The organism is Arthrobacter sp. NPDC093139 (genome assembly GCF_044754165.1).
Classification (GTDB): Bacteria; Actinomycetota; Actinomycetes; order Actinomycetales; family Micrococcaceae; genus Arthrobacter.
On sequence record NZ_JBIVOO010000014.1, the window covers coordinates 43076 to 57452 of the forward strand.

The 14377-nt window shown below is 64.0% G+C and carries 19 protein-coding genes; 9 read left to right on the top strand and 10 right to left on the bottom strand.

Going from position 1 to position 14377, the window contains the following annotated elements:
• Nucleotides 1-7 precede the first annotated feature (7 nt).
• From ACIP90_RS17955 to ACIP90_RS17990, 8 genes are all read right to left on the bottom strand, one after another.
• Entirely contained in the window at nt 8-130 is a 123-nt protein-coding gene (locus ACIP90_RS17955; RefSeq protein ID WP_400580920.1) for a hypothetical protein, read from the bottom strand.
• 323 nt (nt 131-453) lie between these two features.
• Complete coding sequence (locus ACIP90_RS17960) at nt 454-600, bottom strand: hypothetical protein (RefSeq protein ID WP_400580921.1); 147 nt, start codon at nt 598-600, stop codon at nt 454-456.
• A gap of 85 nt (nt 601-685) precedes the next feature.
• Nucleotides 686-976 carry a hypothetical protein gene (locus ACIP90_RS17965; RefSeq protein ID WP_400580922.1) on the bottom strand — a complete coding sequence of 97 codons (291 nt, stop codon included), beginning with the start codon at nt 974-976 and terminating at the stop codon, nt 686-688.
• A gap of 24 nt (nt 977-1000) precedes the next feature.
• Nucleotides 1001-1318 carry a hypothetical protein gene (locus tag ACIP90_RS17970; RefSeq protein WP_400580923.1) on the bottom strand — a complete coding sequence of 106 codons (318 nt, stop codon included), beginning with the start codon at nt 1316-1318 and terminating at the stop codon, nt 1001-1003.
• Between the two features lie 45 nt (nt 1319-1363).
• A complete protein-coding gene (locus tag ACIP90_RS17975; protein ID WP_400580982.1) occupies nt 1364-2644 on the bottom strand; it encodes a Y-family DNA polymerase in 1281 nt (426 codons plus the stop codon).
• Between the two features lie 26 nt (nt 2645-2670).
• Nucleotides 2671-3102: a LexA family protein gene (locus ACIP90_RS17980; protein WP_400580924.1), complete on the bottom strand. Its 432-nt coding sequence runs from the start codon at nt 3100-3102 to the stop codon at nt 2671-2673.
• Between the two features lie 190 nt (nt 3103-3292).
• Complete coding sequence (locus ACIP90_RS17985; RefSeq protein ID WP_400580925.1) at nt 3293-4306, bottom strand: ATP-dependent DNA ligase; 1014 nt, start codon at nt 4304-4306, stop codon at nt 3293-3295.
• 27 nt (nt 4307-4333) lie between these two features.
• Nucleotides 4334-4627 carry a hypothetical protein gene (locus ACIP90_RS17990; protein ID WP_400580926.1) on the bottom strand — a complete coding sequence of 98 codons (294 nt, stop codon included), beginning with the start codon at nt 4625-4627 and terminating at the stop codon, nt 4334-4336.
• Nucleotides 4628-5139: 512 nt separating this feature from the next.
• Between ACIP90_RS17990 and ACIP90_RS17995 the strand changes: the two genes are divergently transcribed.
• The 8 genes from ACIP90_RS17995 to ACIP90_RS18030 all read left to right on the top strand — a co-directional run bounded on the left by ACIP90_RS17995 (nt 5140) and on the right by ACIP90_RS18030 (nt 11798).
• Entirely contained in the window at nt 5140-6153 is a 1014-nt protein-coding gene (locus ACIP90_RS17995) for a DUF4192 domain-containing protein (protein WP_400580927.1), read from the top strand.
• A gap of 200 nt (nt 6154-6353) precedes the next feature.
• Nucleotides 6354-6506, top strand: a complete 153-nt coding sequence (locus tag ACIP90_RS18000) for a hypothetical protein (protein ID WP_400580928.1) — start codon at nt 6354-6356, stop codon at nt 6504-6506.
• 508 nt (nt 6507-7014) lie between these two features.
• Nucleotides 7015-8367: a ParB/RepB/Spo0J family partition protein gene (locus ACIP90_RS18005; protein ID WP_400580929.1), complete on the top strand. Its 1353-nt coding sequence runs from the start codon at nt 7015-7017 to the stop codon at nt 8365-8367.
• 987 nt (nt 8368-9354) lie between these two features.
• The gene (locus ACIP90_RS18010) at nt 9355-9627 is read left to right on the top strand and encodes a glutaredoxin family protein (RefSeq protein ID WP_400580930.1); all 273 of its coding nucleotides are present in this window, start codon (nt 9355-9357) and stop codon (nt 9625-9627) included.
• Nucleotides 9624-10343, top strand: a complete 720-nt coding sequence (locus ACIP90_RS18015) for a single-stranded DNA-binding protein (protein ID WP_400580931.1) — start codon at nt 9624-9626, stop codon at nt 10341-10343. The genes ACIP90_RS18010 and ACIP90_RS18015 overlap by 4 nt, the downstream gene beginning before the upstream one ends.
• Nucleotides 10344-10423: 80 nt before the next feature.
• Nucleotides 10424-10615 carry a hypothetical protein gene (locus ACIP90_RS18020; RefSeq protein WP_400580932.1) on the top strand — a complete coding sequence of 64 codons (192 nt, stop codon included), beginning with the start codon at nt 10424-10426 and terminating at the stop codon, nt 10613-10615.
• Nucleotides 10612-10872 carry a hypothetical protein gene (locus tag ACIP90_RS18025; protein WP_400580933.1) on the top strand — a complete coding sequence of 87 codons (261 nt, stop codon included), beginning with the start codon at nt 10612-10614 and terminating at the stop codon, nt 10870-10872. The genes ACIP90_RS18020 and ACIP90_RS18025 overlap by 4 nt, the downstream gene beginning before the upstream one ends.
• A gap of 215 nt (nt 10873-11087) precedes the next feature.
• Nucleotides 11088-11798 carry a hypothetical protein gene (locus ACIP90_RS18030; protein ID WP_400580934.1) on the top strand — a complete coding sequence of 237 codons (711 nt, stop codon included), beginning with the start codon at nt 11088-11090 and terminating at the stop codon, nt 11796-11798.
• 38 nt (nt 11799-11836) lie between these two features.
• Here the strand turns inward: ACIP90_RS18030 and ACIP90_RS18035 are convergent, their stop codons facing one another.
• Nucleotides 11837-12520 (bottom strand): nuclease-related domain-containing protein, encoded by a 684-nt coding sequence (locus tag ACIP90_RS18035; RefSeq protein ID WP_400580935.1) that lies wholly within the window; start codon nt 12518-12520, stop codon nt 11837-11839.
• A gap of 906 nt (nt 12521-13426) precedes the next feature.
• On the bottom strand, nt 13427-13732 hold the full coding sequence (locus ACIP90_RS18040; RefSeq protein WP_400580936.1) for a hypothetical protein: 306 nt from the start codon (nt 13730-13732) through the stop codon (nt 13427-13429).
• 254 nt (nt 13733-13986) lie between these two features.
• Between ACIP90_RS18040 and ACIP90_RS18045 the strand changes: the two genes are divergently transcribed.
• Entirely contained in the window at nt 13987-14376 is a 390-nt protein-coding gene (locus ACIP90_RS18045) for a MobC family plasmid mobilization relaxosome protein (RefSeq protein WP_400580937.1), read from the top strand.
• The last annotated feature ends 1 nt before the right edge of the window (nt 14377 follow it).

The window sequence follows — 14377 nt, forward strand, 5'->3', positions numbered from 1 at the left end:
TCGACCCTCACCGGAACAGCAGCAATAGATCGATGGCTGCCCTGGCGGCAGCGATCAGCAGGGCAGCGGCGGAGATCCAGACGCCGGCGATCTGCCAGCTGCTGGCCCGCGGCGGCGGTTGTTCGTGCATGGTTCTCCTGCCTTCCGCTCTGTGGGGAGAACCATCGTAGGGGTGCGGGTCTGACAGCGGGGGAAGGGCTGGAGGCCCAGGATTTGGCCGTGCACAGGATCTCCACAGAGGCCGTGCCGCAGCAGTTGCTCGCTGTGGATGCGCGGGCGGCGGCCGTCCACAGAAAAAGTCGCGGCGTGCCGTCAGCGCCCGGGCGTGCCGCCGGTTCCGAGGAACAGACGCGGCCGGTTATGCCCAGTGTGGACAGCTTTGAGCTAATCCAGGGGGCTCCACCTGCCCACAATGGGCATAACCAGCGGGAGCGCTCAGGCCTATGCGGCCGCTCACCTGTCAGTGCGGATAACGATCAGCTTCGTTCCCTCAGGCATTGCAGCCTCAAGGGTGGCCTTAGCATCTTCGTAGGTGTCGCCCTGGGCGGAGATGTGGTCGGTGCTGCCGTCTGGCATCTGAATCGTTCCTGTGATTTCCACCGGATGATCCTAGTTGGTCGGCCGGCCGCAGGCAGCTGCACGGCGAATCCCTGGTCCGAGGTGAATGTACCCGTCCCCTTTGGGTTCAAACATCAGGCTCGTCAGCGAGGCCTTCCAGGGCCTCGATTTCCACCGCGTCCAGCAGTTCCGCTGTGCCGGTCCCGGTGGCGCGGGCGAGATCATCGAGGGCGGCGAACCGGGCACGGGCCAGGACGATGACCAGCTCCGCCAGGTAGCCGGCGCCGTTGCGCTGCACCAGGTCATCCATGACCTCGCGCATCCGCCCCGTCATTGCGCCGGGGCCTTCTGATTCCTCAGCTGCAATGCGCGTGAGCGTCAGCGCGGCCAGCTGCGGATCGTCGTACATGAGTCCCATGGCCCCACGCTACGCACGGCTGCCTCAGTTGTCAGTGATGGACTCCAGACGCCACGCGGTGGCGAGAGGTTCGCGGCGCAGCGTGAAGGTCCGCAGCGCGGAGTTGGAGCCGAGGCGGACCTGGACGCGCCAGTATTCGATATCCACCAGGTTCCCGGCGCCTACCGGTGCCGTGCGTCTGGTGTCCCACCAGGCGTCCCGGATGAACCAGTGCTGGGAGTCGGTATCGGGATCGACAATCCAGATCCGTCCGTCGTGACGGACGGCGAGGGGTTTGCCGGCCGGGTCGGTCCGGACCTGGACATCGTGGGTACGTGTGGGGGCTTCGGGCGTAATCGTCATGGGGCTTTCTTTCGTGCTGCGGTCGTGCGGGTGAGTGGGGTGGGGTCAGGCGGCTTTGACGAGGGGGAGTTCGTCCCAGTGGGTGGTGTAGCGGGGGGAGAGCATGTCGCGTTTCATGGTCCAGTCCAGGCCGGTTTTGATGCCGGCGTGGCCCAGGCCGATGGAGCCGCGGCCGTAGCGGCGGGTCACGTCTTCCAGGAGTGTTCCGATGTGGCGTTCCTCGTGGGGGTTCTCGAAGAGTTCCAGGGGTGATTGGTTACCGGAGGGGCGTAGATCTGTGACCATGATCCCGGCCCGGGCGTATTTGAGGCCTTCCTGGATCGTGGGCAACAGGGCGTGCGCGGCACGGGTCAGCAGGACCGGGTCCGCGGTCGGCATCGGCAGCGCCATGCATACGGACGGGTAGGACGTCTGGTGCTGGTTGTAGTGGGAGGTGCCGGCAAACGCGGTGAGGACCTTTGCCTGGAGCCCGTGTTTGGCCAGCCGGGCGGACGCCTGCTGGCCGTAGACGGACAGGACCTGCCGCAGTCCGGCCCTGGTGGTGACGGGTGTGGCGAAGGATCGGGAGAAAATCAGCTGGTCCCTGCCGATGCGTTCTTCCTCCATCGGGATGCAGGGGGTGCCCTGCAGCTCCAGGACGGTGCGCATCATGACCACGGAGAACTTGTCCCGGATCGCCACCGGATCCGCGCCGGTGAGGTCCAGGATTGAGTGGATGCCCATGGCGTTCAGGCGTTTGGTCAGCCGGCCGGCGACGCCCCAGATCTCCTCCACGGACAACCGACCCAGCAGCGCCTGACGCACGGGGATTGGGACGGAGTCCCAGTGGCACACGCCGTCGAAGGCGGGGTTGTGTTTCGCCCACTTGTTGCATAGCTTCGCCAGAGTCTTCGTGGGGGCGATTCCGACGCAGACCGGTACGCCGACGTGCCGGCGGACCGCGGCCTTCATGGCCCGGCCCAGGGCCAACAGCTCGGCCGGGGAGCCTTTGACTCCGAGGAAGGCCTCGTCGATGCTGTAAACCTCCAGCCAGGCGCTGTAGCGGCCGAGCAGCTCCATCACCCGGGCGCTGATGTCCCCGTAGAGTTCGTAATTGCTGGACAGGGCCACCAGCCCCCATTCCTTGGCCCGCGGGGCGAGTTTGAACCACGGCTCACCCATGGCGATGCCGAGTGCTTTGGCTTCGGGGGACCGGGTGACGGAGCAGCCGTCGTTGTTGGACAGCACCACCACTGGGCGGCCCTCCAGGGACGGGTCGAACGCCCGCTCGGCCGAGGCGTAGAAGCAGTTCACATCCACGTGCACGATCTGCGGCATCCGCCGCATCAGGGCCGGCTTAGACATCGCTTGCCTCAGACATGGTGAAGGCATCGGGTAGCGACACCCCAGATGACCAGATCCGACAACGCCGGAACCCGGATGTCCGGGTACGCCGGATTCTCCGCCTGCAGCACCACCCCGGCGGGAGTGATCCGCAAACGCTTGATGGTCAGCTCCCCGTCCAGGACCGCGACCACGACCGAGCCGTCCTGCGGTTCCAGGGCCCGGTTCACGATCAGTTCGTCCCCGTCGCTGATCCCGGCGCCTTCCATCGAGTCCCCGGACACCCGCACCACATAGGTGCTGGTGATGTCCTTGATCAGGTGCTCATTCAAATCGATGCGGCCGTCAAAGTAGTCCTGCGCCGGCGACGGGTAACCGGCAGCGACCGGCACCGGCGAGACCAGAACCGACAACAACGAGGCGCCCGCATCTATCACACGGGGACCGACAATAACGCCCACAACACACCTTTATTCGAATATATGTTCGATTAACTCAGTGTAGCCGTAGGGGCAGACAAAGGAACCATCCTCTTTCTCAGCCGAGCAAAGAAGCGAACGGGTTGCACGCCAATGGGGACAGCTTTGAGCTGTGCGGAGGGCTCCACCTGGCCCCCAGTGGGCACAACCCGTCCAACGCGACTTACAGGGGTTACCGGTCCTTGATGTGCGGCGGGAGTTCCACGTCCGCGGGATCCAGCTCTGGTCTGGCCCGCACAAAAGACAGAGGATGCCGGAACGATCTGCCGGACCACGCGACGTCGGCCGCGACTTCGACCACGAGCCCTTCGACCAGCGTCAGGTGCACCGGGCCTTTGTCCTTGCTGAATCTGTTCAGCGAGGTTTCGCTGATCTCTTCGGGCCACGGATGCCCGGGCTGCGCCGGGCGGAGCTGGCGGCCCAGCTCGCGCCCTGCGCGTGTCGAAAGGACTGTGGAGCGGCCGACGATCCCCAGCTGCCCATCAATGGGCAAGCCCGCGATGATCGCGTGGGGCTGCGTCAACGGCCCAAGGACGGCGGCGCACACGACGTCCAGAACGTTCTTGTGCTTCAACTTCAACCAGGAGCGCGAGGCGTCATATGTCTGCGATCCTCCCTTGAAGACCAACCCTTCAATCCCGGTGGCGGGAAGATCCCGTAGCCAGGTCTTTGCCAGTTCCGGGTCTGTGGTGGTGGGGGAGAGGGCCAGCGGGGCGGCCCATTCCCGGGCCAATTCTTCGAGCAGCTGCCGGCGACCGGCGAACGGGACACCGCGGACGTCCTGCCCGGCGACGGCCAGAACATCGAAGGCAACGAACGCGGCCGGGAACTCCTTCAGCAGCGCCGGCAGAGCCGCCCTGGACGTGACCATGCGACGCTGCAGCGCCTCGAAGTCCAGCCGATCCCTGTTCCATATGACGGCTTCGCCGTCGAGGACGACACCGGGCGGGACCTGAGCCCCGAGGGCTGCGGCCAGGTCAGGCAGGACCCGCGTGAGCTCTTTGCCCTGCCGGGACCAGAGCGTCACCCCGTCAAAATCTATGAGCGCGATCGTCCGGTACCCGTCCCATTTGGGTTCTGAATACATCACGCCTGGCAGCGCATCGGGTCCCGGGAATGTCTTGACGAGTTTCGCCAGGGCAACAGCAACCGGTGGTTGCAGAGCCGGCGGGATGGACTCGCTCATGGGCCCAGCCTAAAGGACGGGCCGTTTCTAGCGCTGCGGGCTGTCCTGGATGCCCTCGGCGGTGTACTTCTGGGTGCGCCTTATAGTCTCCGCCATGGCCCGTACGGACTGCGGGTCGTCCTGACAGCGGCTGCCGTCCCGCGTGCAGGCATGGAACGACACGCCTGCTTCCTTGGCCGCCTGCTGCAGTTCGGCCCACGCCGCTTCCAGGTCTGCCAGCTGTGCGGGGGTCAGCGGCTCGCGTTCCGTGGCCACCACGACGGCGGAGGGCTCCGCTGCGGCCGGTGCCCGGTGCCGGGTGAAGAAGCTTCGCAGTCCCACAGTCCATCTCTCCTGCTGACAAAGAATGTCCCGCCTGGGATTGGGGGAACCAGGCGGGACAATCCCACCGTACCCAACCCAGTCTGACAAGTCCCAAGGCAAAGGCAGGCTCGCAGGGCTCGCCTGGTTTCCGCTGCGCTTCAACAATGGGCGTCCGCTTCGCGGCCGGCTGTTGGGGTCCAGGGCGCGCCGTCGCAGAGCTCCGGACACCCTGGCCCTGCTTGTCTACGACGTTTTCTGGTTGCTGTCCTTCGGATTCTAGGCGTCCGCTCCACCCCGTCTAGCCCCTCCTTCGTCGGGGCCTGCGGCGCAGGAATTTCCCTACGGCGCTCCTTCGTCGCTGATTTCCTTCGGGAATTTCCCACACCTTGCCCTGCGGGTAGACAGGGCTCCGTCGGCCGCCGAGCAAGCAAGCTTGCCAGCAACCAAAAAACAACGGGGGAGAGGGGACGCTGGCCGGTCACCTGATCCGCCCCACTCACCCCAACTTCTCGGCAAGAAGGAGCAACACCATGAACGACTTCATCAAATTCACCGGCCCGGCCGACATCCTGGCCTTCATCCCGCACACGCTGTGCGAGGCCCCGAAGGAATCCTTCGTCGCGGTAACCATGCAGGGCAACAAGCTCGGCGCCACCCTCCGCATGGATGCCCCGTTTGGGCTGGAACCGGTCGCCTACGCCCAAACCATCGTGAGCTACCTGACCGCCGACGAAGCCGCCACAGGCAGCCTGCTGGTCATCTACACGGACGAAGACACCGCCGAAAACCCGCGCCCGTACTCCGAGCACGTGGAGGCGCTGCGCACCGAGCTGGAGACGGCAGGGATGCCCTTGAAGGATGCATGGCTGGTGACCTCCGAACTGTGGCGGAACTACCTGTGCACGGACACCAGCTGCTGCCCCGCCCAGTCGCTGGACGCGATCACCACCAGCAACGGCAACGCCGCCCTGATCTACCGGGGGAGCGCCGTCACCGGGTTTACGGCCCCGGCCCCGTTCAGCGGAGACGAAGGAGCCCGCGAGGCCATTGCCGCGCACAAGCCGGACGGGTGGCCCGAGGACCTTGAGGCCAGCCGGGCAACGTGGGCCAAGGTTCTGGAGAACCCCAAGAGCCTGACGACGCAAACCGCGCACGAGCTGGCGGGGGCGCTGCAGCACCCCACCATTCGGGACTACATGATGGGTGACATCATCACCCACGCCCCGGACCAGTTCACCTCCGTCATGCTCGGTGTTTTCGTCAGCCGCCCCGATTGGGCCCGCGTTGACACCGCCCAGGAAGTCGCGTTCGAACTGATGAAAGCAACCCCCGAAGGGCAGCGCGCCCCCATGCTGTGTCTGATCGGCTGGCTGGAATGGCTCAAAGGAAAGTCCAGCTTCGCCGCCCGGTACTTCAAGCTCGCGCTGGAAGACGTGGCCGGATACCGGCTCGCCGAGTTGTTGGCCGAACTGGTCAACCGTGGCCTGCTGGCTGACTGCAGCCGGGACCCCAAGAAGGCATATGATCGCCGCCTGAGCCGCTAACCGAAGGAGGCCGGACCTCACACCCGAGTGGTCCGGCCTTCCCCTTGGGGATCTCTCCCAGGTGCGCGGCGGCCTCCCCCGCTTCGCTCCGCCGGCCGCATTTGACGCTGACGCGGGCGCAGCGACTTTCAGCCAGCCCGCAGGAACTGCCGATACTGTGAAAGGACACCGCTGCCCTACACAGCCAAGGAGTCCTGAGCGTGGCCGAATACTTCCGCATGACAGAGGATGATGCCGTTGCCGCTGACGCGAGCCCCCTCGAAGACATCCTGGAGCTGAGCCTGCTGACCGCAGGCCCCGTGATCGGCCCGGTAGACCGGCCACTGGAAGACCACCGGCTCGACGAGCCGTGACACCCACGCAGCGCTGACGCTGCACCACAAGATTCCTCTTGCCGAGGGAAACGATAGAGAGCCGGCGCCCCAGGTGCCGGCTCTCTTGTCTTAAGGCAGGCTCGCAGGGCTCGCTCTGGTTTCCGCTGCGCTTCAACCAGTGAATGGGCGTCCGCTTCGCGGCCGGCTGTTGGGTCCAGGGCGCGCCGTCGCAGAGCTCCGGACACCCTGGCCCTGTTTGTCTACGACGTTTTCTGGTTGCTGTCCTTCGGATTCTAGGCGTCCGCTCCACCCCGTCTAGCCCCTCCTTCGTCGGGGCCTGCGGCGCAGGAATTTCCCTACGGCGCTCCTTCGTCGCTGATTTCCTTCGGGAATTTCCCACACCTTGCCCTGCGGGTAGACAGGGCTCCGTCGGCCGCCGAGCAAGCAAGCTTGCCAGCAACCAAAAAACAACGGGGGAGAGGGGACGCTGGCCGGTCACCTGATCCGCCCCACTCACCCCAACTTCTCGGCAAGAAGGAGCAACACCATGAACGCAACATCCGTACTCGAATGGCTCGACCCGGCAACTCTGACCGTGGACACCAACGTCCGCAAGGACGCCGGACTGACCAAGGAGTTCGTAGCCAGCATCAAAGAACACGGCGTACTGGAACCCGTGATTGCTCACCGCAAGGACGACGGCACCGTGCACGTGCTGATGGGACAGCGCCGCACCCGTGGCGCGGTGGAAGCCGCCCGCCCTCTGATCCCTGTCATGGTCACCGACAGCCCGGACGAAGCGGAGCGGATCGTGACACAGGTGGTGGAGAACATCCAGCGCGCGGAACTGACCGAGGCGGACGAGGCCGAGGCATACCACCAGCTGTCCCTAATCGGGGTCTCGGCGGCAGCGATCGCGAAAAAGACCGGACGGACCAAGACGACCGTCGAGGGCGCGTTGAAGGCCAAGGCATCACAGGCCGGAGATGCCGCCCTGGGCAAAGGGTGGAGCATCGACGAAGCTCTCATCATGGCCGAGTTCGATGGGGACGAGGACGCCACCGCCGAGTTGGAATCGGTCATCATGGACGAACCAGACCAGTTGCTCCACGTCGCCCAGCTGCTGCGCGACCGGCGCGAAAGCGCCGCCGCACTCGCCGCGCTGATCGCGGAACTGGAAGCCCAAGGCAAGACCGTCGTTGAGGACGCCGGACACTACGCCGACGACGAGAACCTTTACGTCTCGGCGGCCAAAAGGGCAGACGGGGAACCTGCCACCGAGGAGGACGCCAACGCCTATGTGGTCAGCACCGACTACCGGGGCCAACACAACGCCACTCCTGCCATCACCGGATGGAAGGAACTGGGTTTCACGCCGAAGTACGAACGCTACGACGGCGGAAGCAACGTGCAGAAAGGCCCCATGACCGACGAGCAGAAAGCCGAGCGGAAGACCCTGATCGAGAACAACAAGGCCATGGTGTCCGCCACCACCGTGCGGCGCGATTTCGTCAAATCTCTGCTGTCAAAGAAGCAGGCTCCGAAGGGCTGGCAGTACTTCACCGTTCACGCGATCACGCACCATTCCGAAACGGCCAGCGGCTACGAAGGAACGGTGGCCGCACAAATGATCGGCGCGAAATCGGAAGAGTCCGGCCGGTGGGGGTGGAACCCGCTGCGGGATCACGTGGGCAAGTCCACGGCACGGCCCGAGTTCTCCCTGATCGCGCTCGTCTGCGCCGGTTACGAAAAGACGATCGCCAAGGACTCATGGCGGTCCCCGTCCCAGACCCACCGGGACTACCTGAACCAGCTGGTCACGTGGGGATACACGCCAAGCGAGGTCGAGCAGATGATCATCGACAGCGGCAGACCAGCCGAGGAAACCGAAGCGGCATAAGAAAGAACCCCTTGCCGGGCGGAACCCCCACCGCCCGGCAAGGCCCCCGACCACTCACCACGACGGGGCCGGGAACCTCCCAAAAGTCGGGCGGTCCGCCGCCCAGGGCGAACCACAGCATCCACTCACCAGCGGCGGACCGCCAGGTAACGCACCACCACTGACCGCTCAACCGGGTGCCGCGGCACCAGGGACAACGACGTCCACCAGGGCGCCGCACGCACGACAAGAAGTATTCAGCTAGGCTGAATCCGTAGATTTCCTTTGCCGAGGAGAACGCAGAAGGGCCGGCCTAACAGCCGGCCCTTCTTGTGTCCCCGGCATAAACACGCTGGGGCGGCGAATAGTTAGTATGCTGCTGACCAAATCCTTCCCGGCAGTACCGGAATGGCGGCAGGACAAACATCCGGCATTGTTTCCCATGGTCCAAGACTTGGTCTGCCGGGACACCACGGACTATGGCTGGTCTCCTTTCAGCAGGGACGACACCTATTCACACGGGGCACCCACATTTCCGGGGATACCTCACCCGGTCCAGGAACTTGGGGTTTCAGGCACATGGGGGCTGCGGCGAACCCTGCGGGGATGACCACAGTCGCCGGCGGCGGTACCCACCACATCATTCGTGTCATTTTCAGAAGCTGACTGCACTGACTTTCCCGTGATTTCGGGGTAGTGCAGATGACTTCTGAACACTAACTGCTCGATACTCCTCTGCACTAAGGTCACTTCGGCCTGGCACTGGGCCCGCCCAATGGCTTAGTGCAGAGGACTTCTGACATTCAGTGCAGTCGACTTCTGAAACTGACATCTTCCGCACTTCCGAAACCGTGGACACCACCCACCCGCAACCTAAAAAATGTGGTCGAAAAGTCCCTAGAAATCACGCCCAAACCCCTTTTTATTCAGTTGAATAAACGGTAGTATGGAGATACAGAGTCACCCAGACGAACGAAACCAGAACTGATACGAAACCGAGGACTGAAAATGACTCCTTCAACGACCTCCGAATACACGGTCTACACCAAGCCGGACTGCCCCAACTGCGACAAGACGAAGGCCTACTTCGACTCCAAGGGCATCAGCTACACCGCCGTGGACATCACCGAAGTGCCGGCGGCCCTGGCCTACATCACCGAAGAGCTCGGCTACTCCCAGGCACCCGTCGTCGTGAACAACTCCGATGACCAGGACCACTGGGCCGGCCTCCGCAGGGACAAGCTCGTCCAAGCCCACATGAACCGCGCGGTACGGGTATGAGCACCCCCACGCCGGACTTCACCATCAGTCCCCGGCAGCATAACGACGACGATGCATGGTTCGGCCTCGTCGCCAACCCCGCCGGCTCCGTCAACGTCCCGTACCAGGTGCTCTCGGACCCTGCGGCCCCCTGGCACGACACTGAACCGCAGCTAACCGATACACAGGACCAAGCAACAGGAAAGGCAGTCACCATGTCAGGCGAGACCACCATTACCGTCATCGGAAACCTAACTTCGGATCCTGAGCTGAGATTTACGCCGTCGGGCTCGGCGGTGGCCAACTTCACCGTGGCCTCCACGCCCCGGACCTTCGACCGGCAGACCGACGAATGGAAGGACGGCGAAACACTGTTCCTCCGTGCCAGCGTGTGGCGGGAAGCAGCGGAGAACGTGGCCGAATCCCTCACCAAGGGCACGCGTGTCATCGTTTCCGGCCGGCTCAAGAGCCGTTCCTACGAGACCAAGGAAGGCGAGAAGCGCACCGTAATCGAACTCGAAGTGGACGAGATCGGGCCCTCTCTCCGCTACGCGAACGTGAAGGTTAACCGCTCCCAGCGCAGCAACCAGGGTGGACAGGGAGCAGGCGGCTTCGGCAACCAGGGCACGGGCAGCCAGCCCGGCCAGTCCTCCCCCCAGGCCGATCCGTGGTCTACCCCGCAGACCAGCAGCGCAGGCGGTTGGGGCAACGGTCCGGACTCCGAACCGCCCTTCTAAACCCTGCCTTGGTCGGGGCCGGCAGATACGCTGGCCCCGACCACGGTTTCTACCCGCCTCCGCACGACAGGATCCACGCTATGGCCCAGGAATTGCCCACCTTCGATGACATGCGATCTAAAGCGTTCGCGCTCCTGGGTGACGCCGAGGAGGAACTCCGCTCGGAGTGGCGTGACGGCACCGGACCAACTCACGAGCAGGCCGAAGCTCTGCGGGAGGCACGGCAGGCTGTCGCCAAAGCCAAGGCCGCGCTCGACCGGGCCGGCCGGTGAGCAAGAAGAAGAAGTCCGTCTCTCCGTACTTCACGGAAACCGACGCGGATCAGATCCGCGCTGCTGTAAAAGCCGTCGGGCACCTTGAGGGATACGCGTCCATCACCGATCTTGTCGAAGGCGCCACTTTGAGGGAACTGAAGCGGCTGCAGCGCAAGTACAACGGCGGCAAGAAATGGCCCGGCGTCCCAGCAGGAGAGCTCAGGCCAGGACGCAGGACCCGCGAAGAAATGCAGCACCAGAAAGAGGACGGCTAAGCCATGGCACAACGCCGAAGGCTGTCGACGAGTACCTTAGCGTCTGTCCAGCGCTAAGTGGCGGCACCGTCGACCGCAAGCCGGTTTTAGAGGGGTATGAATTCTGCACGGACACCGCTGCGCAGTGTGCGCTTTGGGGCGCGACTTGGAGACACCGTCGCGCCACTCTAAGCTCGCGAAGAGTATTTGATGTCCGGGGGCCAAGGGGGAACAACATGACGATGACGACAGCAACGGGTGTGAAGTACGAGACGAGGTCCGTGAAGACGGTTCGCGGTATGGAGGCCAGGACTAGAGCCAAGTTAGAGAAAGAGGGCTGGGAGTTCGTCTCTCAGACCCAAGGGACAGTGCGGTCGGAGCTGATCTTCCGGCGCCCGAAACCAGAGACCCCGTGGAAAGTGATCGGGATTGGCGGCGGCCTGTTCGCGCTCCTCATCGTCGGGCTGCTCATCATCAGTGCGCTCGGGGGCGGTGATGGTTCACGCAACCGCGCCGAGACTCTCCCGTCGCCAACTCCGTCCCAGATCGCGCCAACTCCGTCCCAGGTTGTGACAACTGAAGCAAGCATGCCATCAGTTGAGTCCGCGCCTGCTGCCCCTGTGGTCACGGCTATCACCGTCGATGAGTTGCTCGACAAGCTCAACTCCGCCCGGATGGGTGGAATTAAGGTTGGGGACCAGTTTCGGCTTACGGGCGAACTGGTCATGTCCGAGCTGTGGATGACCGGGGCGGCCGGGGAGTTCAACGTCTTGCTAAAGGCCAAAGGGGGAGCCGATGACCTGTCAGTGTTCGTTGACGAGTCAGAAGCTGCCGGGTGGCGGGACGGTACAAGGGTCCAGATGGTTGTGGAAATGGGTGAGGCCACGATCAACGGTGAGACCACAGATGGCTGGCTAAGGGCCGTGGCCGTGGAGACGGTCCCGTAGTGTGCTTTCCGAGCAGCTTCGAACATCGACACCTGACGTCACGCAGACTTGAACCGCAAGGCTACCAACTCACGCATCCTCGCCACATCAACGTCGCCGGCTGTCTGCTCTATAAGCACTTTGGCTAACCGTTTCGGCCAGAGCACCTGAACGCCATGAGTCGAGAACGCGCCCCCGATCAGGGGCCAGTCTGCTTCGATGAAGCACAGCGCCCCAGTGACCGGAACATCCCCGACGAGGTCGCGGACGACGTCGACCTGTTTGAGCACCCCATCGACCAGTTTCGTGCAATCACGCCGGCCAACGAGGAGCTTCTCGACGCGTGGGCGAACGATGCCACCCTCGATCTTCAGTTCAGGCCGTCCCTTGTATCGCTTGGCATCAATCACCCAGATTCCACCGGGAGTGATGGCGATGTGGTCGATGTTGGCCTTCGAGCCGGGGATGCATCGGTCGTGAAGGACAGCCAGGCCATCGGCGGCCAGGGCGTTTAGCCGAGCGCCGAGGCGTTCCTCACCGATCGCGCCTCGATCCCAAGACTTGGTATGCGGCCGCTCGTCAGAGAGGGTGACTGCGAGACCACCGAAACGACCCCACTTCTCGCGGATCCGTTCCTCGTCCTTCGTCTTGCGGCGCTCATATTCGCGTCGGGCGGACGACCCGGCTACTCCGGACTCAGTGGCCAACGACTCATCACCAGGTGGCTGCAGATCAGGGGACATGTTTTCCGTAGCCTCGGTAGCACACTCCAAGCAGCGGACGGTCTTCGTCTCGCTCTCACATAGACCGCTTCTGTCCCGGCCGGAAGAGAGGCACCGCACTCCCGACACGCTCCGGCGTACCGGAGCCTCATCTGCTTCATGAGGCTGCACTTTGGATCACCGGCACGGACCCAGCCTGCTTGTAAATCACGGCGGTTAGACCGCGGATGCGCTTTGCCATGGCTCAATCCTCACCCATGGCAGGAACTTTTTCGGGGTGTGCCGCGCAGCATTCAAAGACATGCCGCCTACATTGGCCGCCTACGAGAAGACGGCGGAGCGGATTTCGTCCGGCCAGGTTTTCCGAGGGCGAGGCTTCCGTAGACGACTGACCCGCGACCGCTTAATGCGGTGAAGGCTGGCACCCAATGACGGGTGCTGGCCTTGCGTGTCTTTCGAGTCGGGTTCACTTTTTTGTGAAGCTCATTGCTGCGGCTGGTGCCATTGCTTGGATCACGCGTGCCCGCGGACCTCGTGGTGATTCGCGCCGCCCTGCAGCTTGTGGTTGTCACCGCCCTGTTCCGGCCCGGGAAGCCCCCCTGTGCCTTAGAAGCCAGCTCCCTGGAGTGGTTCCGTTTGTACCCAAGGCTGCCGCGCAGTGCAGTCCTGTGTCGTCCCTGCTGAAGAAAAACCAGCCGCCCATTCAGGTGCCACGGCAGCGCCGGTCTTGGTCCATGGGGAAGGTGCCCGCTGGCGACGGTCCTGATTCCAGGCTGTGCACATCCGCCGGCTACTGGCGGTGATGGTTGAGCTGTTGGTGACCTGGCGGTTGTGTGCAGCCGGTCAGGTGGTTCCTGTCGTCCACGTGTGTGCGGGAAAAGCCCGGAGGATTTAGCTTTTGCCGTGCCCAGGTGGACGAGGGGCTGCTTACTCAGCCCCGGTGACCCCACCAGGAGAGGACGGGGATCCCTCGTCCGACGTGCGGGCGGCCGGCTTCCGGCGGCGCGATGCGGCGCCGGATTCAAGCCCGAGCTTCTTCAGTTCCTCGGGGCTCCACCCGTCCTTGGTGGCGCGCACATAGGCGCGCTTATCTTCGCGCTCGGCGTCGGCGAGCTGCTCGCGCAGCTCTGTGATCCGCTGTCGGGTCTTGACCAGGTTGGTGACGGACTCGATGCGCGAGTCCAGGAGGGCGCGTGCCTGGTTGCGTGTCTGTTCGATATCAATGGTTGGCATGCACCCACCGTAACCACAGGCGTAGTGGGTTTCCGGGCAGCGACGCGCAGCGGCGTGCCGATCCGCGGTCTGGGCTACGCCAGAGGGCAGGAGGAAGGGCGGCCGCCGATTTCGGCGGAGCAAGTTATACATTTACACGGGTGTAAATGGCGTGTCGCGCACGGCCCTGTGGTTGTTTGCTTGGCACACTGGTCGTTGTGGTCCCCGGTTTTGGGGTCGCTGCGCTGGGCCGTTTGAGGGATTGGGGGGAGTGCGTGTCTGAGGAGAGTGTGCCGCGTTCCCGCCTTTCCAGGCGTCGCCGTGCGAATTCCCCGGCAGGGACCAAGAAGCGCCGCGATGTGTGGGTGACGGCGGAGGAGGAAGCAGCCCTGGTCGCGAGGGCTGCGAGGGAGAAGGTCACGGTCCCGAATCTGCTGCTGACCGCTGCTTTGTCGGAGTCGTCGGAGACGCCGACGGAGCGTAAAGCCGCGATGGCTGAATTGATGGCAATCCATACGTTGTTGGCCCGGGTGTCGAACAACGTGAACCAGATCGCGAGGCACGCGAACGCGGGCGATGAATTCCCCCAGGATGCCAAGGCGGCGCTGGCGTATGTGCGCGAGGTGGCGATGCGGATCGACCGCACCATCGAGGGATTGATGTAGG

Bases quoted from the DNA above. Each gene is read 5' to 3' on its own strand.
- ACIP90_RS18040 (WP_400580936.1), bottom strand. From the start codon at position 13,732: ATGCCAACCATTGATATCGAACAGACACGCAACCAGGCACGCGCCCTC.
- ACIP90_RS18020 (WP_400580932.1), top strand. From the start codon at position 10,424: ATGGCCCAGGAATTGCCCACCTTCGATGACATGCGATCTAAAGCGTTC.
- ACIP90_RS18010 (WP_400580930.1), top strand. From the start codon at position 9,355: ATGACTCCTTCAACGACCTCCGAATACACGGTCTACACCAAGCCGGAC.
- ACIP90_RS18005 (WP_400580929.1), top strand. From the start codon at position 7,015: ATGAACGCAACATCCGTACTCGAATGGCTCGACCCGGCAACTCTGACC.
- ACIP90_RS17955 (WP_400580920.1), bottom strand. From the start codon at position 130: ATGCACGAACAACCGCCGCCGCGGGCCAGCAGCTGGCAGATCGCCGGC.
- ACIP90_RS17975 (WP_400580982.1), bottom strand. From the start codon at position 2,644: ATGCGGCGGATGCCGCAGATCGTGCACGTGGATGTGAACTGCTTCTAC.
- ACIP90_RS17970 (WP_400580923.1), bottom strand. From the start codon at position 1,318: ATGACGATTACGCCCGAAGCCCCCACACGTACCCACGATGTCCAGGTC.
- ACIP90_RS17985 (WP_400580925.1), bottom strand. From the start codon at position 4,306: ATGAGCGAGTCCATCCCGCCGGCTCTGCAACCACCGGTTGCTGTTGCC.
- ACIP90_RS18035 (WP_400580935.1), bottom strand. From the start codon at position 12,520: ATGTCCCCTGATCTGCAGCCACCTGGTGATGAGTCGTTGGCCACTGAG.
- ACIP90_RS17995 (WP_400580927.1), top strand. From the start codon at position 5,140: ATGAACGACTTCATCAAATTCACCGGCCCGGCCGACATCCTGGCCTTC.
- ACIP90_RS17965 (WP_400580922.1), bottom strand. From the start codon at position 976: ATGGGACTCATGTACGACGATCCGCAGCTGGCCGCGCTGACGCTCACG.
- ACIP90_RS18030 (WP_400580934.1), top strand. From the start codon at position 11,088: ATGACGATGACGACAGCAACGGGTGTGAAGTACGAGACGAGGTCCGTG.
- ACIP90_RS18015 (WP_400580931.1), top strand. From the start codon at position 9,624: ATGAGCACCCCCACGCCGGACTTCACCATCAGTCCCCGGCAGCATAAC.